28 protein-coding genes are annotated in these 22,064 nt (G+C 64.9%); 21 read left to right on the top strand and 7 right to left on the bottom strand.

Annotated features, from left to right (window positions below; translation table 11 throughout):
• The first annotated feature begins 14 nt into the window (after positions 1-14).
• The 19 genes from AC4LGL_RS32820 to AC4LGL_RS32730 all read left to right on the top strand — a co-directional run bounded on the left by AC4LGL_RS32820 (position 15) and on the right by AC4LGL_RS32730 (position 16,314).
• A complete protein-coding gene (locus AC4LGL_RS32820) occupies positions 15-341 on the top strand; it encodes a hypothetical protein (protein WP_491842407.1) in 327 nt (108 codons plus the stop codon).
• Positions 341-4,057: a phage tail tape measure protein gene (locus AC4LGL_RS32815; RefSeq protein ID WP_491842406.1), complete on the top strand. Its 3,717-nt coding sequence runs from the start codon at positions 341-343 to the stop codon at positions 4,055-4,057. Before AC4LGL_RS32820 ends, AC4LGL_RS32815 begins: the two co-directional genes overlap by 1 nt.
• Positions 4,054-5,076, top strand: a complete 1,023-nt coding sequence (locus AC4LGL_RS32810; protein ID WP_491842405.1) for a hypothetical protein — start codon at positions 4,054-4,056, stop codon at positions 5,074-5,076. Before AC4LGL_RS32815 ends, AC4LGL_RS32810 begins: the two co-directional genes overlap by 4 nt.
• Complete coding sequence (locus tag AC4LGL_RS32805) at positions 5,073-6,782, top strand: Gp37-like protein (RefSeq protein ID WP_491842404.1); 1,710 nt, start codon at positions 5,073-5,075, stop codon at positions 6,780-6,782. Before AC4LGL_RS32810 ends, AC4LGL_RS32805 begins: the two co-directional genes overlap by 4 nt.
• Positions 6,783-7,280 carry a phage gene 29 protein family protein gene (locus AC4LGL_RS32800; protein WP_491842403.1) on the top strand — a complete coding sequence of 166 codons (498 nt, stop codon included), beginning with the start codon at positions 6,783-6,785 and terminating at the stop codon, positions 7,278-7,280.
• A gap of 2 nt (positions 7,281-7,282) precedes the next feature.
• A complete protein-coding gene (locus AC4LGL_RS32795) occupies positions 7,283-8,374 on the top strand; it encodes a phage tail protein (protein ID WP_491842402.1) in 1,092 nt (363 codons plus the stop codon).
• The gene (locus AC4LGL_RS32790) at positions 8,374-10,971 is read left to right on the top strand and encodes a hypothetical protein (RefSeq protein ID WP_491842401.1); all 2,598 of its coding nucleotides are present in this window, start codon (positions 8,374-8,376) and stop codon (positions 10,969-10,971) included. Before AC4LGL_RS32795 ends, AC4LGL_RS32790 begins: the two co-directional genes overlap by 1 nt.
• Before the next feature lie 17 nt (positions 10,972-10,988).
• Positions 10,989-11,300, top strand: a complete 312-nt coding sequence (locus tag AC4LGL_RS32785; RefSeq protein WP_491842400.1) for a hypothetical protein — start codon at positions 10,989-10,991, stop codon at positions 11,298-11,300.
• Positions 11,301-11,302: 2 nt separating this feature from the next.
• Entirely contained in the window at positions 11,303-11,479 is a 177-nt protein-coding gene (locus AC4LGL_RS32780; RefSeq protein WP_491842399.1) for a hypothetical protein, read from the top strand.
• Entirely contained in the window at positions 11,476-11,604 is a 129-nt protein-coding gene (locus AC4LGL_RS32775; protein WP_491842398.1) for a hypothetical protein, read from the top strand. Before AC4LGL_RS32780 ends, AC4LGL_RS32775 begins: the two co-directional genes overlap by 4 nt.
• A gap of 114 nt (positions 11,605-11,718) precedes the next feature.
• Positions 11,719-12,939 carry an N-acetylmuramoyl-L-alanine amidase gene (locus AC4LGL_RS32770; RefSeq protein WP_491842397.1) on the top strand — a complete coding sequence of 407 codons (1,221 nt, stop codon included), beginning with the start codon at positions 11,719-11,721 and terminating at the stop codon, positions 12,937-12,939.
• A complete protein-coding gene (locus AC4LGL_RS32765; RefSeq protein WP_491842396.1) occupies positions 12,939-14,072 on the top strand; it encodes a peptidoglycan-binding protein in 1,134 nt (377 codons plus the stop codon). The genes AC4LGL_RS32770 and AC4LGL_RS32765 overlap by 1 nt, the downstream gene beginning before the upstream one ends.
• Before the next feature lie 23 nt (positions 14,073-14,095).
• Complete coding sequence (locus tag AC4LGL_RS32760; RefSeq protein WP_491842395.1) at positions 14,096-14,350, top strand: holin; 255 nt, start codon at positions 14,096-14,098, stop codon at positions 14,348-14,350.
• Entirely contained in the window at positions 14,347-14,628 is a 282-nt protein-coding gene (locus AC4LGL_RS32755) for a hypothetical protein (protein WP_055117158.1), read from the top strand. Before AC4LGL_RS32760 ends, AC4LGL_RS32755 begins: the two co-directional genes overlap by 4 nt.
• Complete coding sequence (locus AC4LGL_RS32750; protein WP_491842394.1) at positions 14,628-14,810, top strand: DUF7620 family protein; 183 nt, start codon at positions 14,628-14,630, stop codon at positions 14,808-14,810. Before AC4LGL_RS32755 ends, AC4LGL_RS32750 begins: the two co-directional genes overlap by 1 nt.
• On the top strand, positions 14,811-15,191 hold the full coding sequence (locus AC4LGL_RS32745) for a putative phage holin (protein ID WP_491842393.1): 381 nt from the start codon (positions 14,811-14,813) through the stop codon (positions 15,189-15,191).
• Positions 15,192-15,387: 196 nt separating this feature from the next.
• Complete coding sequence (locus AC4LGL_RS32740) at positions 15,388-15,843, top strand: hypothetical protein (protein WP_491842392.1); 456 nt, start codon at positions 15,388-15,390, stop codon at positions 15,841-15,843.
• Between the two features lie 31 nt (positions 15,844-15,874).
• Entirely contained in the window at positions 15,875-16,066 is a 192-nt protein-coding gene (locus AC4LGL_RS32735) for a hypothetical protein (protein ID WP_491842391.1), read from the top strand.
• Positions 16,066-16,314 carry a hypothetical protein gene (locus tag AC4LGL_RS32730; RefSeq protein WP_491842390.1) on the top strand — a complete coding sequence of 83 codons (249 nt, stop codon included), beginning with the start codon at positions 16,066-16,068 and terminating at the stop codon, positions 16,312-16,314. The genes AC4LGL_RS32735 and AC4LGL_RS32730 overlap by 1 nt, the downstream gene beginning before the upstream one ends.
• Here AC4LGL_RS32730 and AC4LGL_RS32725 read toward each other — a convergent pair.
• From AC4LGL_RS32725 to AC4LGL_RS32705, 5 genes are all read right to left on the bottom strand, one after another.
• Entirely contained in the window at positions 16,311-16,550 is a 240-nt protein-coding gene (locus tag AC4LGL_RS32725; RefSeq protein WP_491842389.1) for a hypothetical protein, read from the bottom strand. The two genes, AC4LGL_RS32730 and AC4LGL_RS32725, sit on opposite strands and share 4 nt — an antisense overlap.
• Positions 16,547-16,735: a hypothetical protein gene (locus AC4LGL_RS32720; protein ID WP_491842388.1), complete on the bottom strand. Its 189-nt coding sequence runs from the start codon at positions 16,733-16,735 to the stop codon at positions 16,547-16,549. Before AC4LGL_RS32720 ends, AC4LGL_RS32725 begins: the two co-directional genes overlap by 4 nt.
• Before the next feature lie 283 nt (positions 16,736-17,018).
• The gene (locus AC4LGL_RS32715) at positions 17,019-17,168 is read right to left on the bottom strand and encodes a hypothetical protein (RefSeq protein WP_491842387.1); all 150 of its coding nucleotides are present in this window, start codon (positions 17,166-17,168) and stop codon (positions 17,019-17,021) included.
• Positions 17,165-17,800, bottom strand: a complete 636-nt coding sequence (locus tag AC4LGL_RS32710; RefSeq protein ID WP_491842386.1) for a DUF732 domain-containing protein — start codon at positions 17,798-17,800, stop codon at positions 17,165-17,167. Before AC4LGL_RS32710 ends, AC4LGL_RS32715 begins: the two co-directional genes overlap by 4 nt.
• The gene (locus tag AC4LGL_RS32705) at positions 17,800-18,285 is read right to left on the bottom strand and encodes a hypothetical protein (RefSeq protein WP_491842385.1); all 486 of its coding nucleotides are present in this window, start codon (positions 18,283-18,285) and stop codon (positions 17,800-17,802) included. Before AC4LGL_RS32705 ends, AC4LGL_RS32710 begins: the two co-directional genes overlap by 1 nt.
• A 138-nt stretch (positions 18,286-18,423) precedes the next feature.
• On the opposite strand from AC4LGL_RS32705, the gene AC4LGL_RS32700 reads away from it, so the two are divergent.
• Entirely contained in the window at positions 18,424-18,606 is a 183-nt protein-coding gene (locus AC4LGL_RS32700; RefSeq protein WP_491842384.1) for a helix-turn-helix transcriptional regulator, read from the top strand.
• Here the strand turns inward: AC4LGL_RS32700 and AC4LGL_RS32695 are convergent.
• The gene (locus AC4LGL_RS32695; protein ID WP_491842383.1) at positions 18,603-19,457 is read right to left on the bottom strand and encodes a tyrosine-type recombinase/integrase; all 855 of its coding nucleotides are present in this window, start codon (positions 19,455-19,457) and stop codon (positions 18,603-18,605) included. The two genes, AC4LGL_RS32700 and AC4LGL_RS32695, sit on opposite strands and share 4 nt — an antisense overlap.
• A gap of 380 nt (positions 19,458-19,837) precedes the next feature.
• Complete coding sequence (locus AC4LGL_RS32690; RefSeq protein ID WP_491842382.1) at positions 19,838-20,500, bottom strand: hypothetical protein; 663 nt, start codon at positions 20,498-20,500, stop codon at positions 19,838-19,840.
• Between the two features lie 405 nt (positions 20,501-20,905).
• Here AC4LGL_RS32690 and AC4LGL_RS32685 point away from each other — a divergent pair, with 405 nt between their 5' ends.
• On the top strand, positions 20,906-22,063 hold the full coding sequence (locus AC4LGL_RS32685; RefSeq protein WP_491842381.1) for an acyl-CoA dehydrogenase family protein: 1,158 nt from the start codon (positions 20,906-20,908) through the stop codon (positions 22,061-22,063).
• The last annotated feature ends 1 nt before the right edge of the window (position 22,064 follow it).

The following is a 22,064-nucleotide window of genomic DNA, read 5'->3' as shown; positions in this document are numbered from 1 at the left end:
AGGAACTCCCACCAATGCCCAAGCAAGCCACCAAGACCCAGCCCGAAGTGCCGGATGAGGATGAGCACAAGAAGCCTCACGTCCACGCTGCCATCGAGGACGGTCTGGTCCGCTTCGAGTTCCGAGGCACCGAATTCACAGTGCCCGCTTCCGGAGACGACTGGGACGCTGACGCGTGGATCGCGCTGCTGCGAGACCAGTACTACCAGGTCGCCGAATACCAGCTGTCCGCGACGAACCAGTGGGCCAAGTTGAAGCGGCTCGCCCCAACACGTAAGGACGTCAACGAGTTCCTCGTGGTGTTCTCGGCCGCGGTGCGTGAAGGGGTCGACTTCAGCTGATGGCTGAGGACCTCGGCGAGTACTACACGATCCCGGTCATCCTCTCGTTTGAGGGGATCGACAAACAGGTCAACTCCTCGCTCGGTGGTGCCTTGGGCAAGGCCGGGAAGAAGGGCGGCCTGGACTTCGGCAAGAACCTGTCCGAGGGGATCAAGGCCTCCGAGGCCGACGTCAAACGTGCCCTGGACAATCACGCGAAGCTCGCCGACAAGGCGGCCGATGCCACCGACAAGCTGAAGGTCGCCCAGGCCGGCTACGACGATCTGGTCAGGAAGGGCGTTACCGAGGGGCAGCGGTACGAGCGCGCGAAAGCCGCGGTGGCCAAGGCAACCCGTGATGAGACCCGGGCTATCAACCAGGCCAAGGACGCGCTGAAGGACTACGAGAACGCCGCCAAGAGCGCGCAGAACTCCGGCGAGAAGGCCGGCACTGGTTTCCTGTCCGGGCTGCGTGGAGCGGCGTCGGGCGTTGGCAGTGCGGGGTCGGAAGCAGCCTCGAGTTTTGCTGAGGGATTCGCCGGGTCATCGGCGTTGATGCGCCTCGGATCTGCCGGCGGGCCGATCGGTGTCGCTCTGGCGGCCGCCGGCCTGATCGGTGGTGGCCTGCTAGTCAAGAACGTCATGGCCGGGATCGAGCGGGAACCGGCCCGCGACCTGATCCAGGCACAGCTTGGCATCGACGAGGCGTCAATGGCCAAGCTGTCGCAGTCCGCGGCCAAGGCGTACACGGACAACTTCGGCGAATCTGTCCAGGCCAATCTGTCCACGGCGAAGACCGCGTTGCAGACCGGGCTGATCTCGAACCCTGATGATCCGAGCACGCAGAAGGTCATCGAGAATCTCACCGCGGTCTCGACCCTTCTGGGCGAGGAGATTCCCGCGACCGCCCGCGCGGCCGGCCAGCTCATCAAGACCGGGCTGGCTGACAACGCCAACCAGGCGTTCGATCTGATCGTTAAGGGCGAGCAGGCCGGTCTGAACATCTCCGACGACTGGCTCGACACCCTCAACGAGTACGGCACGCAGTTCCGCAAGCTCGGCCTGTCCGGGCCGGAAGCGGTCGGCCTGATCTCGCAGGCGCTCAAGGGCGGTGCTCGGGATTCGGACGTCGCGGCCGATGCGATCAAGGAATTCAGCATCCGCGCGGTCGACGGGTCGAAGACCACGATGCAGGCGTATCGCGATCTTGGCTTCAGCGCCAAGGACATGAGCGAACGGTTCGCTGAAGGCGGCCCGGCGGCCCGCGAAGCGTTCGGCCAGATCCTCACGGCAATCGGTTCGATCAAGGATCCGCTGAAGCAGTCGCAGATCGCGGTGTCGCTGTTCGGCACTCAGGCCGAGGATCTCGGTGGCGCGTTCAATCAGATGGATCTGTCGAACGCGGTCGATCAGCTCGGCCAGGTGGACGGCGCGGCCCAGTCCGCGGCGGAAACGATGAGCGACAACGTCACCAGCGACTTCGAAGAAGCGAAACGTTCGATCGAGGTCAGTCTGCAGGCAGTGCAGGACAAGCTGGCCGAGGCGTTTGGCCCGTCGATGAAGCAGGCCGCCGATTGGGCGAAGCAGCACGAGGGCGACATCGCCAATGTGTTCATCAATCTTGGTATCGCGGCGATCTCGGCGTCTCAGGATGTCGTGAAGTCCACGGGCAACATCGTCGTCGCTGTGGGGCAGCTTGCCGGTGGGATCGGCAACATTCAGGGTGCGGTCACGAAATTCCAGGCGTGGCAGGCCGATATCCGCGGTGATCATGACCAGGCCGCTCAGCTGCGCGCCGAAGCTGAGGAGTATTTCAGCTGGGGCGAAGGCATTCAGAAGCTCGGCAACGACATGATCTCGAATTCCGAGAAGATGGATGACTGGAAGCAGTCGTTGCGCGAGCTCCGCGACAAGGTTGGTGATGCTCAGGACGGAACGAAGGGCCTCAACGATGAGTTGAAGGGTCTGCCGGACCGTAAAGACATCAAGCTGAATCTCACTGATGGGGCGGGCAATCCGATCCACGCGGGACAGTCCGCGACGGCTGGCATTCCCGGGCTCGCTGCAGCGGGCGTCGGCGGTCCACCCAGCACGGGCGGGCGCGGTTCAGGCACGTTCGACTGGGACGCCGTCGCCAAAGCCGAATCTAGCGGCAACTGGTCCGACAACAATTCCGGCGGACACACGACCTCGTCGGGCGCGCCGCGCGGTGGCCTTCAAATCACTGACGGAACCTGGAAGGCGTTCGGCGGCACCGAGTTCGCGGCGACGGCCAACCTTGCCACAAAGGAACAGCAGATCATCGTCGCCGAGCGGATCGCGTTCAGCGGCTACAAGGGGACCAATCCGCAGGGCCTCGGCGCTTGGGAAGCCATCACCAAGGGCATGGTCCCCGGTGTCACCGCGAACACGCCGCGCGGCGGTCCGATGCCAGTCTCAGTGCCCGCCGCCGCGCAGTCGGGAAACGTGCCCTCGGTACAGGGCACTAACCCGCAGATCAGCATGTTGGCCCAGATCGCCAAGCAGCAGTTCGGCCTCGATCTGACCTCCGGTAAGCGCGACTGGGCGGGAACTGCATCCGGCAAGAGCTTCCACCTGACTGGCGAGGCCGGCGACTTCTCCAACGGCCAGGGCAACACCCCGCAGCAGGCGGCGTTCGCCAAGTGGCTCAACGAGAACTTCGGCCAGTACCTGCAGGAGCTCATCTACTCCGATCCGTCCGTTCCTGGAGTGAGCCTGAACGCGGGTGGCCCGTTCGACTACGGCGCGAAGACCATGGGCGAGCACGAGAACCACGTGCACGTCGCTGTCAAGGACGGCATGGCCGCTGCGTTCGAGCAAGCTCTCGGTGGCGGCGGCGTGACTGGCCTGAGCCAGAGTGGTCCCGTCTCCCCGAACCTGGTCAATGGGTTCGGTGCTGGTTACAAGCCCGGCATCGGCACACCCGGTTACAACGAGTACGGCGATCCCGGCTATTACGAGACCGATCCACGCCAGATCGCCAACGCGCAGCGCCGCGCCGAGGACACCGCGCAGGCGATCGCCGACGCCGACGAGCGGATCCTGGAAGCCAAGCAGAAGCGCGCCGACCTCGAAGACGAGATCAACGTCACGGCTGAGGACCGCGCCAAGGCTGACCGCGCCATCGCCGATGCCGAGAAGAACGCACGCCGCGCCCGTGAAGACGCCCAGTGGGCGCAGGACGACCTCGCCGAAGCGCAGCAAGGCAAGTTCACCGCTGCCAAGGAAGCCAAGAAGCAGAAGGGCAGCCAGGGCGGTATGGGCCTGGGCGACCTCGGCAGCATCGCCGGATCGTTCCTCAAGGAGACGTTCGGCGTCGACGGCTCGTTCCTGCCGGACCTGTCCAGCATCATGCCGATCCAGATGCTGGGCGCTGGCCTCAACGCGTTCGCTGGACCGCTCCAAGGCCTGATCGACGGCAAGCTCGGCATCCAACAGCCCGGCTGGACCCCGGAGATGGGTGATCCTGCCGCCGGCCTGTCGACCAGTGGCGGCGCGTTCGGGATGCCCGACGTCGTTCCGCCTCCGATGCCGGCCGCCGGTGCGCACCCCGGCACCGGTGCGCCTCCCGGGCCTCCCACCGTCATCAACAACAACGTGTCGACCAACGTCCAAGGCAACGTCGGCATGGACCCGGTCTCGTTCCGCAAGGAGCAACAGCGCGCCCAGGACCGCGGTGTCGCACGCCTCACCAGCTTCGGAGCGGGCCTGAAATGACCAATCCCCTTGTGCAGCGGTGGCGCGACCTCGACGACAACATGAAGGCCACCGGCATCAACATCGGCACGATCGACACGAACGATCGCGGCTGGAATCTCGGCGGCTTCATGGCCGGCCGCCAGGGCGCCATCATCACCGGCCCCGTCGCCGGCATGGTCCACCACCCGTTCAAGTCCGTCTGGCACGAACCGGCCTACGGACCACCACGGTTCGAGCGCACCGTCGACGAACGCCGCGAAATCTCCACCCGCATCACGCTCATGTCCGACGACGACTTCGGATGGTTCGACACCGAATCCCTGTTCTGGGACGGCGTTCCGCGCGACGAAGCCACCCTGTACTTCGACGTGTTCACCCGCGCAAAGGGCCAGCTCTACATCCCCATGATGCTGCTCGACGCCGTGGAAACCCCACTCGAGAACGACCCCACGATGGACGGCAACAACATGCAGGAGTGGGACATCCTGCTGGCCGCCGACGGTGACCCGGCGTGGCAGATGCCTGATCTGCGGCCGCCTGACTGGGTGAACGACTGGTCGCGCACCACCACGATCAAGCCCGACGACAACCCGCTGTCGACACCGATCACCGTGGGTGTCGGCAAGATCAAGGTCGCCAACCGCGGAACCAACATCGCATGGCCGACCATCACCGTCTCCGCGCCGGGCCGCTGCTGGATCTCCAACGGCTCCACCAACGAGATGATCCGCGTGCCGAAGCTCAACCCGGGCGAGCACGTGCGCATCGACACCGATCCGTCGCACCGCATCGCGATCAGCGACCTGGACCCGATGGACAACTGGACCAAACGCCTCGCCCGCAACTCCGAGCTGCTGTCGTGGCTGTTCGGTGAGTACGGCGAGAGCGGCCAGACCATCTTGGAGCGCTTTCACGGCCAAGGTTTCTCGAACCCGATTCAGCCGGGCACCGTCGCCACCATCACTGTGTTCCATTCGCAGGAGAACGCCCGCGTGGGTGTGCGTCTGCCGCAGCGATACGAGCGCGCGATCTCATGACCGCCCCGGTGCTCACCGCCAGCGAGTTCGCCGAGATCGAGCAACGGCTGAACATCCGTGCGTACGCCTACCAGCATCGCCCGGTCAAGAAGCCGCTGATCCGCGTCCACGACAAGAAGATGGATTTCGTTGCGCGGATCGAGATCCCGGAGTCGTGGGACTGCGAGGAGATCGCGCACGACGACGGCTCGGCGCACATCGAGATCGTCGGCAAGGACAACGAGTGGCTGCGCGACCTGATCATTCACAAGACGCGGCCAGCTGAAGACCTGCACATCACGATTGACCCGGACCCCGACAAACCCCACGACTTCAAAAACCGGTGGGGCGGCAAGGTCGAGACGATCCGCGACGTTCAGGAACGTGGAAAGCCCACGGTCACAACGCTGAACGTCATCAGCAACCGGCGCCATTTGGCCAAGTTCAACCTGGCTGCCTCGCCGCTGCTGCCGCCGGCCGTGCAGTTCCCGAAGATGTTCTTGTGGGGCGGCCCCTGCGCGAGCACGTGCGCGACGGCCATGATGGTCAACCTCGCCCGCGTCTACACGCTTAACGCCTGGTGGCCGCTCCCCCGCAACATCCTGGCCCCCGAAACGTGGCTGGAGAACGTCTCGCCGCTGAACTGGCCGGTCCAGGTGATGCCGATCAACACGATCCTGGATCAGTCCCGCTGGTGCACGATCGCCGCGCGGTGGAAGGACGCGAAAACCGTTCTGACACCGGTTATGAAGGACTGCGGTGTCATCTGCCACGCGTACACGTGGCTGCCCGGTGATCCCCCGCCGTACACCGAGGTATTCGGCACCGACCTGGGCAAGATCCTGGTTCCGACCCGGGCCTGCGTCATCCTCAGCTTCGAGAACGACAGTGGCATCACCGGCCCGACCGGTACCGCGGTCGATGGCCTGATCAACCTGTTCGCTGCCACCGCCGACGATCTGATCACCGAGGCGTTGTTCCCGGTCGACGGTGACGGTGACGGTGAGACCGACCCGCTGATCCGCAAGCTTCTCGGTGTCGCGCCGAAGCGGCCCCCGTTCGTGTACCGCGACGTCGGTTACGGCAGCACCAACCGGCGCGAGATGACGATCCACAAGTCGCAGGCCATCATCATCAACACAGGTGGTCGAAGTCCCGGCTGGGTCAACCAGGCCATCACGTTCGGGATCCGTTATGGCCTCAGCCAATTGGCCCAGGCCATCAACTACGGCATCGGCGCATACCAGCAGTACGGCACCGAAGGCCTCGACAACCTCTACCAGGGCCAGCTCGACGACACCCTGCTCGCGTTCATCAACTTCATCGACCCCATCCGGTCGGCTGAAGTCGGACCGTACGCATTCCAGGAGCACTTCGAGACCGGCTCCGGATCCGCCTTCACCGTCAACAGCATCTTCACGCTGCGTGAAGGTTGGTGGAAGACAAGGCCTTACACGTCGTTCAAGTTCGACGTCGACGACAGCCTGTTCGTCTTCGGTGAGGACGTCCGGCTCGGCTCGCAGGTTGCGGCTGAAGAACGCGGCGTGCTCTACCGGGACCAGATCCTGGCGTACAAGCGGCAGGGCACCCGGTACGGGACCGGGCGGCCGACGCTGTCGTTCGGTGACGACTCACGTGAAGAGGATCCGTTCGCCCAAGGGATCGCAACAGTGGCCAACGTCGCGAACTTCGCGGCGCTGCTGGCCGGAAGTGGAGACATGTTCTAAATGGCCAAAGTCATTGAACCCCCGAAGATCAGCGTCCAGAAGTTCCCATATCAGCGGCGCTGGACGCAGGCCGAGCTCGACGAGGTCTACGCACGGTTCGAGAAGATCCGCACGGTCCTCACCGACGTCGTCGGGCCGTCCGGACAGGTGATGTACATCGACCCGGGCACGGTGGCGATCATCGCGCTGCACGCCGCGCTGGCCGGCTGCGACATTCACGACGACCTGGCGTTCATCGAGCACCGGGTCCGAGACGACGAATACGGCATCTTCCAGGGCGTCCACGAGTGGCGGGTCAAAGGCGACTTCGCGCCTGACGATCTGCCCCCGGATCCGAAGGTCGCCGAGGCTCAGGCCGCCGAGCTGCGGGCCAAGCTGCGCGACGAAGTCGATCCGAAGATCCTGGCCGAGCTGAAACGGCAGATCGCTGAGGAGTTCACCGCCGAGACGAAGAGAACCCGCAAACGCGGCAAGCGCGTGTCGAAGGAAGGGCAGTAGCCATGGCCGAACCGGTATTCGCCGGCGAGTATCTGACCCGGATGCGGTGGTTCCTGTTGCCGCGGGAACCCGGCACACCGCGCCGGGTGGTGGGCACCGCAACGATCGTCGACGACGAGGCCACGCTGCTGACCGATGCGATCGTCGGCCCGCAAGGCATCCCCGGCGAGCCGGCCGACATCATCCGCCGCGAGTACGGCCTGACCGACCCGGGCGACCTACCCGACCCGCTCACGCTCGACGAATCCGACTATGGCCGTGGCTGGTACATCCAAGGCCAGTGGCATGTGTTCGACAAGCCGGGCGAGTACCACATCCTGCAGGGCAGCATCCAGGGCCCGCCCGGGACCACTCCGAATATCGGCATGTCCGCCGAGCAGATCGAGGCCCCGGAGACCGGTCCGATCGGCGAGATCGAGGTCGAAGAATCAGGGCCGTCGACCGCGCCGCACTTCCATCTGAAGATCCCCGGCATCCCCGGCCCCGAAGGCCCGGCCGCATCGATCGGTTCGGCGTCGGACATGGACGACTCCGACCCGGCAATCGGGAAGACCGTGGTGGTCACCGGGGTCGGCCCCACCACCTACGGACTGGGCTCTCCCACGCTGTATGTGCCGAAGAAGTACACGATCCCGCACAACAGTTTCATCGGGCACTCCGGCTCCGAACCGCGGTTCATGATCGCGTCGAAGAACCTGCCACCGCAGGCATCCGACTGGTACCCCGACGTTGTCGGGCACGTGAAGTTGCAGCGCGGCAACATCCTGTCGTCGGTGCAGTGCGAGGTCGAAGTCCGCATCGGCATCACCGGCGCCTCGACCGGCGAGGGTGAGCCGCTGTGCGGACTGGCCCCGTACGACCCGAGCGTCGCGCTGCTGGACTCGGCGACGATCGCGAACATCTTCCCGCACTTCTCTGAAACCACCGATCCGGATCGCTCGACCGACCCTGACACCACCGCGGGTCGCTGCGAGGCCGGCACGGCGTACACGGTGTACGTGTTCGTCCACAAGATCGGCGGTTCCGGATCCTGGACCTTCGTCAAGGATTACAACGCGCAGCTGCGCATCAACGTGGAGCCGGTCGTCGCCTGATGGGCGAGCTCGATCTGTCCCGCTTCCGGGGCGCCCAGTCAGCGTCGATCAACTCTGGCGGCGGCTCGTATGACCGGAAGATCCCGGACAACGATCACGATCCGCTGCGGAATGCGCTGGATTGGACCGATCCGATGGGGGCGATCGCGGATGCGGCCGGCGAGGTCGGCGAGAAGATCCGCAATGCGTTCGTCTTCGTTGTCCGTGAGTTGACCGGTATCGACCTGTCATCGTGGGATGCGTTCATCGCGTCGCTCGATGATGGGAAGGGCATCGATCTGCCGTTTCTGGTGCAGGCACTGCAGACGGTCGCAGCGATCTTCGGCGGCATCGATCTGAGCATTCCGCATACGCCCGAAGAGGTTTGGGCCGCGGTGATGTCGGTGTTCGTGCTGCCGTTGAATCTGTTCGCGGCGCTCGTCGGTGGTCTGATCCCCGGTGGTCTGATCCCGGGTCTGGATGCGAGCAAGATCGTTTCCGGCCTGTTCCCGATCAGCCGGATCGGCGACCTTCAGGACACGTTGGACCTGCTGCAGGGCAACATCGACGCGATCCCCGGCGCGCAGGCGTTGATCGACAAGATCTGCAACGCGATGGGGGTTCCTGGGACCGGGCACACCGTCACCGACGTGTACAACGCGCTGTTCGCGATCCCGGGCGGCAACATCGGCTCACCGATCAGCGCGATCAACGTTCCGGCGCTCGACGGATCCAAGATCACCAGCGGCAGCATCGCGCAGGCGTTCCTGAACATCACCAGCATCTCGGCTGGCTGGGTTACCGGCCTGCTGTCCGGTGCGAACATTCCGATCCTCGACCAGACGAAGGTGAGCGGGCTCGACACGATCGCCTCCGATGCGTCGACAGCGCAGGGGAACTGGCAGTCGTGGTTTACCGGCGGTGGGTGGGGCGACATCGGTGAGAGTGTCGCGGATTTTCTCGGTACCAAGGAGACAGCGAACACCGCGGACGCCACGGCCACCACGGCACAGTCGACGGCGCGCTCGACGATCACCCAGCTGTTCAACAAACTGGGCGGCAACAACGCCGATACCGCGACGCTGTCACAGGCGAGCGCGACGATGCAGGCGCTCGCCAACACGATCAGCGCGCAGGGTGCGGCGATCACCACCCTGCAGAACCTGCTGGACGGCGCGAACGGGTTCAGCGCATCGGTTCCGTTCCGGCAGCCCGAAACGGCCGTGTTCGACGTCGCAGGTGCGTTCAGCTACACCCTGCCGTCGTGGTTCAACACCGCGACCGACTCCCTCGACGTAGCCCTCTGTGGCGGCGCCTCCGGCGGTGGTGGTGGCCTGTCTGACGATTCGAGTCCCGGCACTGATTCGGTGTTCAAGGCCAACGGCGTCACCAAGGCCACCGGCACCGGTGGCGCGGCGGTCGGCCCTGGTCCCGGTGGCGGTATCGGTGCCAGCCCTGGCAACCAGATGCTCAACGACATCCTGTATCCCGGCGGTGCTGGTGGCACGAACACCAAGGATGGAACTCAGCCGGGCGGCGGTGGTGGCGGCGGCAACTTCTTCAACGTGATCGGCAAGGGCGGCAACGCTGGCGCCTGGGGCACCACCATTCTCGGACCCGGCGCTACGACCGCGCCGTTCACTGGCACGGTCGGCGCCGGCGGTGCGGGGACAGCTGGCGGGTTCAGCCCGGGCCGCGGCGGCGACGGCATTGTGTACGTGCGGGCGCGGGCCGCGATGCCGGCCGCGTTCACCTCGATGGGCACGCTGCTGCTGCCCACCTATCGGCTGAACACCGGTGTCGCCCTGACGGATGCGATGACCGCGGCGGCGACGTGGGGCCGCACACCGCCGGGCGGCTCGTCGGGTGGGCACATCCTGATCATCCGGGCCAACACCGCGTTCACCAGCTACGTGTACCTGTGGGTGAAGACCGTCAGCGGCGCGACGAACTACGAGCTGGGCCGGGTGTCGTCGGGGGTCAAGTCGGTGTGGAAGACCGGCACCATCTCCGAAGCGGTGCCATTCAACGCGTTCTCGCTGACCTCCGACGACGGCTACATCTACACGATTAGCGTCAACGGCACCCCGTTCGACTCGTACAACGATGCGGCGCATTCATCGCTGATGGGTGCGAGCTACCGGTCCGGCGGTTGGGCGTCGTCGGATTCGGCGTTGCCTGGCAGCATCATTCAGTTCGCGTTCCTCGACTCTGGCACCCCGTCGCGCATCACCAGCAACAGCGTGGCAACCAGCCAGGGCACGGGCAGCACCAGCTACACCGACCTGGCCACAACGGGCCCATCGGTCACGCTCAACGTGCCACCAAGCGGTGAGATCCTCGTGCACATCTCTGCGTGGCTGCAGACATCGACCAACCTGAACGTCCGCGGATACCTGGGTTTCGTTCTGTCAGGGGCCAACACGCTCGCGGCCGCCGATGCGCGAGCCGCATCCGGGTGGGGTGTCAGCACCGGCGGGGTGGTCGGAACTATCCACCGCACAGTCCATCTCACCGGCCTCAACCCGGGTACGACCACGGTGAAAGCGGTGTACAAGGCCAGCGCCGCGACCGCAACGTTCTACGACCGCAACATCATCGTCGAACCGAAACCATAGGAGAAGGAATGCCTTTCATGCCAGCAGAACCGATCCAGCAACCCTCGTACAACTCGATGCAGTTCGATGGCGGTGTCGCCGATGCCGCCGAGATCGTCGGGGCGATCGACTCCGGCCTACAGGGCGGACTATTGGTCCGTGGGTCCGCAGAGGGGCGCCGCGATCCGGATGGCAGCGTGCACTGGCGAATCGTCCTTCAGCGCCCGGACGAGAGCCCCGAGATGGTGGCCGATGCCGCAGCCTGGATCGTCGTCGCCTCCACTGGCGTGATCCGTGTTCTGACCGACGCGGAGTACCGCGCAGAGTTCAACGTTCCCGAAGGAGTCTGACCATGGCCGCGAAGAAGCTGCCCACCGTCAAGCAGTGCACCGATCCCGAGTCGCACCTGTTCGGTGCCGTCGCGGTCCAGGCCGCTGCTGACCGTTGGGGTGTCATGCACCCGGCGAACGGTGGACATTGGGCCAACGACGCCGAGATCGCGGACTGGCCAGAGCTGGCCGCGAAATGATCCGCGCGCTCGCGCTGGGCTCAGCGATCGGGGCCGCCGTGTCCGCGATCGTCGGTGTCGCCTTCTACTTCGGCATCTGGCCGATCAGCGCGATCCTCGACCAGGACACTCACCCTCCCTTCTGACCCGGTTGTAAGGGCTGTCAGCCCGGTGTAAGTCCGGCCGACCCCTCAACCCCTGAAACAAATTTCGCCCCGGCACCACCTCGGTGACCGGGGCTTCGTCGTGAAAGGACCGCGATGGCCGCCACCAAGGATCAAGTCGCGCAGCTCATCGTCGCTGAGGCGAAGGCGCGCAGCTACACCCGGGACGAGTGCCTGGCCGTGAAATCAACGCTTTACCAGGAGTCGGGCTGGTCCGAGACCATCTGGGACCCGACGCACACCACGTACGGCATTGCACAGCAGGACGGTTCGTACCCGAACCGCTTCGACGGCGCGGCCGCTCAGATCAAGGGATTCTTCGACAAGCTCGACGTCTGGCGCAGGAAGGCCGGTGCGAGCAAAGACATCTGGCTGAACATCTGCTGGATGCAGCAGGCCCCGAACTGGGAAAGCGCTGCCTACTGGTACGCCAACGGCCGCCGCGCCTACCTCACCGAGATCAAGTCGCGCATCGCCACCGTGACCCCATACCTCGACAAGTACTGGCCCATCAACGGAGGAGAACCCGTGGCCGACAACCGACCCGACTTCAACGAGTACTGGGTGCAGTCCCCCAGTAGCCAGTCCCGCAACGGGGCCAAGGTCGACCTGTGGCTCCTGCACACCCAGGAAGGTGGCGGCGGGAACGACGCCGCCGACAACCTGGCGCAGTACCTCGCCAACCCCGCCAACAAGGTGAGCTACCACTACACCGCGTCCCAGGCATCCGACGGCGGCGTTACCGTCTGCGATGTCGTCGACACCGACCTCGCCTCATGGTCGGTCCTGTCGGCCAACAACCGCAGCATCAACTTCTGCTTCGCCGGATCCCGCGCGTCGTGGACCCGCGACCAGTGGATGGCGCAGTCCAAGGCGATCGATGTAGCCGCCTACCTCGCGGTACAGGACTGCAAGAAGTACGGCATCCCCATTGTCGTCATCGGCGTCGGCGGCAAGTACTCCACTGCGCGTGCAGGCATCGCGGATCACCAGTACGTCACCAAGATTCTGGGTGACGGCACGCACACCGACGTCGGCGGTGGCTTCCCGGTCGACTATTTCGCTGAGCGAGTCACCTTCTGGGCAGCCGGCGGGATCACAACGCCGCCCGACCCGGTGAAGCAGTTCCCGAAGGATTACAGCGACCGGGAACTGTTGGAGTCCATGGCCGTCGACGCGCGGGAGATCCGCGCGCAGCTCGGCCCCGGACTCGACGAGTGGGGCGAGGACGGCGACCTCGGCCGCAACGGCCAGGGGCAGCGCCGCACGCTGCGCGCCGGCCTGGCCGCCGCGCTCCGCAAGATGGGTGCGCTCTGATGGGCTGGCAGCAGCCTCAGCTCACCGAGCCGCCGATGGGCCCGACCGATGAGATCCGCAAGCTGCAGCATCGGCTGCTGTTCGCGTTCCCCACCAACAGCCGCGCGATCGACGAGGGCGTGATCGAGTCCGGCATCTTCGACGCGGCCACCGACCGCGCGCTGCGCAACATGCAGGAATACCTGGCCGCCACCGAGGATCCGAAGTACGACCGCGAGCCTGGGGTGCTCACCTACGACTGCAAGGTCCGGCTGGGTGTCATCGTCGTCGCGCCCAAGGCCCCGACGAAGCGGTTCATTCAGCAGGGCGTCGGGTTCTCCACCGACGCGTTCCTGATGGGCGACCCCACCCACTCCTACGTCGACGCCCGGACCGAGGGCGCCGCCGAGCTGCTGCGCCTGGCCCTGCCCATGGTCGGCGTGCCCAAGGTGTGGATCGGCTACAGCATGGGCGACGACGTCGTGAACACCGCGCTGCTGCAGTGGCCCGAGGACCGGCGCGACGAGATCAAGCTGATCGCCGGGTTCGGCGGCCCGAGCCGCCGCGGTGGCCCGACGTTGCTCGGCAATGATCCCGGCGGCGCTGGGATCGCCGGGGTGTACGGGCCAGACTGGGCGGTTGATCGCACCTACCAGTTCACCCACGAGGGCGACATGTACGCCAACGCAGTCGGATTGCTGCCGTGGCTGTATCAGATCCTCACCCGCATGGAGGTCAGCCTCGAGTTCGCCGCGTACCTCTTCAACCTGTTCATGTCGACAGTGGGCAGACAGCTCCTCGGTCTGGTGGCGTCGACGCTGCCCGGCGCTGGTGCACTGTCCGCGATCGCGGGCATGGTCACCAGCGGCCCAGAAACGCAGACCAGCGGCCCGATCCTCGACGTGATGAAGCTGTTCACACTTCTGCCGCAGATCATCCAAACCATCGCCGCGGCACTGAAGTTCGTCGAGACCAACGCCCACTACCGCTACCACGATCAGCCCGAAACGTTCTGGCGTGGGCTGACCGCGGTGGACTGCGCCGCGCAGATCATCACCGAGAAGGTCACCGAGGCCACCGTGTTCACCGTGCCCGGCACCGTCTCGTGGTGGAACGACGGGCCGCCGGCCTGGACCGCCTGGAAGCTCCCGTAACCGCAACCACGAAAGGCTCACCCATGAACACGATTTGGTCGCTCAACTTCTGGAAAGACACCGCCGAACGTGCACTCAAGAGCTTCGCCCAGGGCGTCATCCTGGCCCTCGGTGGCGGCGCGGTCAACGTCCTACACCTCGACTGGCTCACCCTCGCCGGGGCCGGCGGCGGTGCCGCGTTCCTGTCCCTACTGACGTCCATCGTGTCGGCTGGCGTCGCCAACAGGGGCACGGCATCGCTGTCCAAGGCTGTTGAACCCGCCACCTCGGGCGAATGAATGGCCTGTGGAACCCCGAGTTTTGGAGCAACCTCGGGGCTCCGGCGTTGGCGCTGCTCGTCGCCGTGCTGTTCGTCGTCGCGCTGCTCCGTGAGTGGATCGTGCTCGGTAAAGCGCATCGCGCCGAAGTCGCCCGGTTGGATGCACGCGCCGAGAAAGACGCCGAGTCCATCGCCACACTGTCACGCGCGGTCACCGAGCAGCGCGCAACCGAGATGGCCATACCTCGGATCCTCGCCTCGCTGCGCGAAGCCACGATCAAGGCCGGTGATGGCTGATGTGGCCCTGGAAGCGGCGCATTGCCGACGCCGACCGCAAGCTCGCCGAGTCCGAAGCACGTAACCGAGGAGTCCAGCAGCTCGCCGCGCAAGCACTTCAAGCCACCAACGCGCTGCGCCGCGAATCCGACGTCAACGGCTGGACCGAACTGTTTCTCGCATCCATGCAAAGGGGCCACTGAATGCGCTGGGTGTACCTGGCCGGAGTGTTGACCATCGTCGGCATATTCGTCTCCGACGTTTGGTTCACGATCGACTACCGACTCGGCGCCAACATTTCCCTCGTGCTCGCCGCGGCGTTCGTCACCGCGTTCACCGTGCTGTACGGGGTGCGGTCGCTGTGGCGAGCCAACCGGATCGGGAAAATCTTCTTCACCAAGAGCGTGGTGCTGGCCGCAGTGCTGTGGCAGATCGTGCTCGCGTCCTGGTGGGACACCGAGTACCCATGGCGCCAACAGATCCGGTACGTCATCTACACGCTGGGCGCCATCGTATACATCCCGATGCTGGTGTCGCTGTGGCGTGAGCAACGGCGAGATCGGAAGCGTCGGCAGGGCCTATGACCGATCCGCAGCTTGAGTGCCGACGCGCGATCTGGCTCGCGCTCATCTGCTGCATGTGTGTCGCGCTGCTCGTGCACGTTCTCCTCTGACCTCCCTGCCTGGCGCTGCGCTGGTCGCCATCTGGGCAATGGCTTGATCCGGCGCCAGGCAGGGACCCCCGGATGTCCCAGTTTTTCGACCAGAAACGAGGCGCACCATGGCCGCACTGACCTACTTCACCGCCCGGCTCTACTACAAAGCCGTCGTCGCCGACACCCCCGAACAACTCGAAGGCGACGTCGACACCGACCCCGACACCAACGGCATCAACGCCGGGGTCACCATCACCCCGTTCCTGCGCGACGCCAACGGCAAGACGGTCAGCACCGCGACCCTCGTGGCCGCCACACTCACCCCGCCCACCTTGATCGCGCTCGCCCCGATCCGGGCCCGCCTCGACGGCGGCCAACTCAAACTCACCGCGCTGCAGCCCGACGTCCGGCTCGTCGCCCAAACCGACGCCCTCGGCCTGGCCGCCGGCACAATCCTCGGCTACGACATCGCGTTCAACCACGTCACCTTCAACGGCGGCGACCAGCAGCTCCCCAGCTTCAAGGTCCAGGCCCCGACCACTGATGCCGTGCTCGACCTGGCCACGGCGGCACGAATCTGATCTGTCGGACCGGCCCGCTATGGTGTGGGCCGTGTCAGAGCCGCTCGTCCAACGCCAGAAGCCCCGCGGCAACGCCGAGCTGGCCGACCTCACCCTGATCGTCCGGCCGCACTGGTCCACGATCCGCACGTTCACCGACGACCAGCGCGCCGAAGCCGAGGCCTACGCCGCCGAGCACGGCGCCCAGGTCGAAACACTGCCGCTCGCCCCGCCGGGATCCTGATGCCCGACGTCGGCGACCTGGTCCCGACCACCGACGACCGATGGATGACCCTGCCGCCCCGCCACTGCCCGAACGGGCACCAGCTCAGCCGCGGCCGGGTCCTCGTCGGCCACGTGCCCTGTTCGTGCGATGAGCGCGGTGGCCACACCTCGTGGCGCTGCCGCGAATGCGACACCGTGATCTACGGGCCACCGCTATCGGCCGGGTGCCGGCCACTGTCCGGGCCCGCAACGGTGGTCGAGCTCTAATCGCTCAGATCGGTCCGTGCACCCTGGCCGGGCCGACTGGCATTCCACTCGTCGATCGTCTCGACCGTCCAGCCGCGCGCCGTGCCGCGCGGGATCGTCCCGTCCTCGTTGACCGGGCCCACGATCACATCCGGCTCGGGCAGTTTGATCCGGGACAGCGCGCCGCGGCCCAGGCCGAGGTGGTGCTCGACCTGGGCCACGTTCATGTATCGCCGGGTCTTGCGCGCCTTGCTCACCGGGCCCAGCCGTTGATGATGCGGTTACCGAGCTGGTAGCTGGCGATTCCGCCCCACACGACCCAGAACGGCCAGGGCGCGTGGACGATGAGGAGAACGCCGGCTGTGGACACGGTCCCGACAATGTCGTAGTTGCGTTTGAGCAGGTGAAGCATTTTGGTGTCCTTCTTTCTGCTGCTTGTCACGGTAGTATTGGTTCCTCCGGGCACCGGGTTGGGGATGCTAGGTCCATTCCCAACCCGGCCCGGTCGGCTACCGCTTCTTACGGTGCTTTCCTGGTTTCTTTGGCTTGCGGTTCTGGATCGCCATCCAGAGGTTTACGACCAAGGTCGCTGCGGCTAGCGCAAGCCCCAGGTTTTCTCTTATATCCACCACCTCCTTTCTCTCTGACATCACTCACTTTACCGTATCAAACGGCATAGTGCAACCGTTCCGGACGGTAAAGTTAGAAGCGATTCAACAAGAGATTCAAGAAGATTCGGTCAACGCGGCGCGCTCATCAAGCAGCCCATCGACCACCGCCGTCGACCGCGCAGGATCACCATCAGCAGCGCACGCCGCACGGAACGCGGCCAGGACCCGAAGCTCCGCGTCGACCACCTCGACAGGCCGCCTCATGGGCAATCCGGGTACGTCTGCATCGCCGTCACCGTGAACTGGTCAGCCTGAACAATGCCGTTACCCGACGCCTCGGCATACTTCGCATTCACCAGGCCCCGAGACATCCCTTGCTGCAGAAACGCGCACGCCACATGGGCATCGTGAGCGGTCGACGACTCGTCGACGACGGCCCACCCCTTCGCCCGCAGACTGGCGATGAACTGCCGATCGAGAGACGCCACGACCGACGGCGGGAGAATGCCCGGCTCTGGAGCCGGTGCGGCCTGCGGCACCTGCACAGTCGATTGCACGACAACCGTCGTCACGGTCACAGGTGGAGGCGGCGGAACCGGCAAGGCATTCGGGATCGGCGGCACTGTTGTCGTGGCGGCGGGCGCGGACACTGCCACCGGCCGCGACTCCCCATCCGTGGCATATCGAAATCCCAGGACCCCGGCGACCGCCACGAGCGACAGACTCACCCCGACCGCAGCGGCCGTCACCCTGAACGGCCACTGCGCTCCCGGCTCCGGCTCATCGCCCAGGCCGTCATCTTCCGACCACGCGTAGGCAGACATCGTGTCGGCCTCAGCGACGCCGGCTAACTCGGTAGGTGCGGCAGACTCGGCGGGTTCGTCGGGCTCGATCATCATTCCCCCGGCTGCTGAGCCTTCTTGATCAGGTCCACTGCAGACCCGAAGTGATCCATACCAGAGTCCCGCAGCGAACCCATTTGCCCAATCTCTTCGGACGACATTCTCGGGCTGGCGCCCTGGCAGATGTCGCCCATCTGACGCCAGTCCCTCACCGCCTCACGAAGACTTGTGTTGACCAGCGTGTCGGGGCCGGGCAGAGCGTTCTCGAGGTCGGTGACAACGGTGTCGAAGTCGCGGCACGCCGCGCGCAGGTCTGCCATGTCGAGGCTCTGCGCGGCGCCGCCCATCCACCGGAAGTCTTTGCCGATCTTGTCCATGATCGGATCGAGCCGGTCGACGAACTCGCTCATCGTCTCAGCGGGATCCGCGGTGGTGGTGCTGGTTTCCGCGATCGGCGGACCCTTGTACGTTTCGGTCGAGCCGCCACAGCCCGCGACCAGCAGTGCAATAGCGGCAGCAGCTGTGAGCCCCCTGAACATGTCGGGATCGTACTGCCACCGAGCACTGGCGGGAACAGAAGCTGACAAAACTCCTGAGCGCTATTCGTGTACTTCCGTGGACGCCCCGATGGGTGTGCACCGACGTACATGCCCGAAAGTGTGTTTACGGTCAGGCGAGTGGTCAGGTACCTGAGCGTTTCCGACATTGCCAAGCGGACCGGACTGTCGCTGAACACGATCAAGGCCTATAGCCAGGTACCAGGCAAGTTGCCGCAGCCCGACGCTCTGATCGGAGAACGTGTGAAGGGCTGGTTGCCGAGCACTATCGACGTATGGAATGAGCGCCGGTTGCGCGGCTAAGCAGCGCCTCGCCCACGGAATGGATCGAGCTTGTTGATCGCATCGTGGCGCCGCTTGTCCGGCACCTTTGTGTAGATCTGAGTGGTCGACAGTGACGAATGCCGAAGCAGCTCTTGCACGGTCCGAATGTCCGCGCCGTCATCGAGCAGGGTTGTCCCGTACCAGTGCCGCAGCTTGTGCGGCGTGCCGGCGACGTCAGCGCGGCGCATGGCCAGACTTACGATGTGCGACACCGATTTACCGAGCACGTGCTCGCCCGGCCGAGTCGAGTTCGCCGGAAACCAGAACCCGTGCGTCGGCATCGTGGCGGCTGCCTCGATAAGCAGCCGATGTAGCGGGACTGTCCGCGCTTTCCGGTTCTTGCCATCAATCCAAACGGACGGAACTGTGGGGTCGACATGCTCACCCCGTGTTCGGGCGACTTCGCTGACCCGCTCGCCGGCCAGCAGCATCAGCAGGATCATCACGCGGGTTCGGTGGTGCATAGGGGTTTTGAGCAGGCGCATCACGCCGTTGTCGGAGACTGGTCTCGGTTCGCGGTCCGGCGCTGACGGCGTCCCCACCTTGAGCATCGGATCATCGAGACGGCGGTCGGTGACCTGCAGCCACTTGAACCAGGCACGCAGGTAGCCGACGTAAGTGCAGGCAGTGCCGTCCGACCAGTCGAACTGATGCAGGGCCAACCATCGGACAATGTCGATCGCTTTCGCCGTTGCTGGCTGGATCTCTGTCTCGACAGCAAACTGAGTAAGGATCCGGACGCGCTCTCCAATGACCGTCATCGTGTTGCGCTTGCCGTGCATCCAGAGGACCCAATCATCAAGGTGTGCAATGGCATTCGTATTGATCATGCGACGTGGTTCCCCTCGAACCGTGAATTGACTATAGGGTCACTGTGCAGCACCGGCAGGTATTGCCGTTGGCAAATGACGGTCACCGTTGAGTCACCGTTGAATCACGATCAAGTCACCCAGTCGGGGCGCCGCACCGGGGTTTCCTTCAGCGCGTTGCGGCGCGATCGAACGCGATCACGTTGGCGTCCGTGGATAGGTCTTCCCGATCGGGCGCGGGGGCGGCTGGCAGTTGGATAACATCGGCCATCGCGTCGTCATCCGTCGGACGTTCCGAGGTATCTTCGGAGCAGAAGGCCGCAGGTTCGAATCCTGCCGGGGGCACCCTCTCTGAACTGCGTAAACGCTCAGCAACAACGGGCACTCGACGCTGAAGTCGGCTATGCCGCGTTGTCCGGCCAGCCTGGTACCGCAGGCTGCATATCCGGCTTGGTATTGATTGATCGGCCGTCGGCGTTCCGCGCACCATGTCCGTCAGGTAACCGGTCGCTACATTGCTCCCGTCGGCGCTCGAAGTCGGCAAAGGTCTCGTGGTAATCGCTGCCGCCGAATCCCGGAGCAGACTCCCACTTGCTGTCGGGAGCCGCGCCCCGGATGCGCCACGATGAGAAGACGTCGTCCATCGGGGCCGGGTTGGGACCTTTCTGAGGAGCACTCGCTGCCGAACTTTCTGGTGCTGCCATTTCGACGTGCCACACCCGGATGGCCTTCATCGGCTCCTTGGGAGGTCCGGCCCAACCGCGCAAACCGGTGACCGGGCTGTAGCCGTCCGCGTCATCGCGGTACATGTCGTACAACCCGTCGCACAGGTACGCCCGCCAGCCGCCATCCACCTCGTCCAGCGACAGGATGTGGAAGTACTCGTTGCCATAGAACCGCTTTGACTCATATCGGGGCTGACCGGTGTACACCTCGTCGAGTTCGTCATCCATGTACGGACGGACAAACGTCAACATGTACGCGGGTGCATCACGCGGTGAATGATCGGTCAGTTCACGGTTGGCAGGAACGGCCCGTTCGAATCCGGGGTACGCAGCGCTCATGTCGGACATCATTTGCGCGACCCGCCAAGACTCCGCGTACGCGCGCAGTGGGACAGCAGCACCCGAGTACAGATCAATGCCCGGCTCGGCAGTCCATCGAAAACGGAAATCGCTGAGCTTGTCCGGCCGCTTGACCGATTGCGTTTCACTGCTCGGTATCTGGCGCACATCCGTTTTCTCAGAGGGTGCACAGGCCACGACGACTCCCAGTGCGAGAGACGCACTCGCAGCAACACTCCGCCACCCGGCCATCACCCTCCCCTTTCACGGCCGACCCGGTACTCGAAGCGGCCGATCCTGCCAAACCTCCCGATGTTCAGCGAACCCTAGCTGAATCACGGGGCAACAGCAGGAGCGCATTCTCTATAGAATATTTTCTATAGAGTTCATGGAAAGGCTGCCGCAGTGATCACTTTGTCCGCCGAAGAGCAGGCCATCGTCAGTACCGTCCGCGACTTCGTCGACAAGCAGGTCCGGCCCGTGGTCCGCGAACTCGAGCACACCAACACCTATCCCGAAGAACTCATCGACGCGATGAAGGAGCTGGGCATCTTCGGGTTGGCGATCCCGGAACCGTATGGCTTCGCCGCGGTTTCGATGCCCTGTTATGCACAGGTCACCGAAGAGCTCGCGCGTGGCTGGATGAGCCTGGCCGGCGCCATGGGCGGACACACCGTGGTGTCGAAGCTGTTGTTGCAGTTCGGTACGGAGGAGCAGAAAGAAAAGTACCTGCCCCGGATGGCCACCGGCGAGCTGCGGGCCACGATGGCACTCACCGAACCCGGTGGCGGCTCGGATCTGCAGGCCATGCGCACCGTCGCCACGAAGGACGAGTCCGGCTATGTGATCAACGGTTCGAAGACCTGGATCAGCAACGCGCGCAAGGCCGGCCTCGTCGCGCTGCTGTGTAAGACCGATCCGGCCGCCACCCCGGCACACAAGGGCGTGTCGATCCTGCTGGTGGAGAAGGTCCCCGGTTTCACGGTTTCGAAGGACCTGCCGAAGCTGGGTTACAAGGGCGTCGAGAGCTGTGAGATCAATTTCGTTGACTGCCATGTGGATTCGAGTTCACTGCTGGGCGGCGTCGAAGGACGCGGCTTCGCCCAGATGATGAAGGGACTTGAAGTCGGCCGAATCCAGGTCGCGGCCCGGGCGACCGGTGTGGCCCGCGCCGCGTTCGACGACGCACTGCAGTACGCGCAAGACCGGGAGAGCTTCGGTGTGCCGATCTGGCAGCACCAATCGGTCGGCAACATGCTCGCCGACATGGGCACGAAGCTGTACGCCGCGCGCAGCCTCCTGCTGGATGCCGCCGAGCGGATCGATGCGGGGGGCCGCTGCGACATGGAGGCCGGTATGGCCAAGTTCTTCGCCTCCGAGACGGCGATGGAGATCGCGCTGAACGCCGTGCGGATCCACGGCGGCTACGGATACTCCACCGAGTACGACGTCGAGCGCTACTTCCGCGACGCGCCACTGATGATCGTGGGCGAGGGCACCAACGAGATCCAGCGCGGCGTGATCGCCAAGCAGTTGGTCAAACGCGGCGGACTCGACATCTGAG

Source organism: Mycolicibacterium arcueilense, from assembly GCF_058536225.1.
This window is presented reverse-complemented; position numbering and strand designations above follow the sequence as displayed.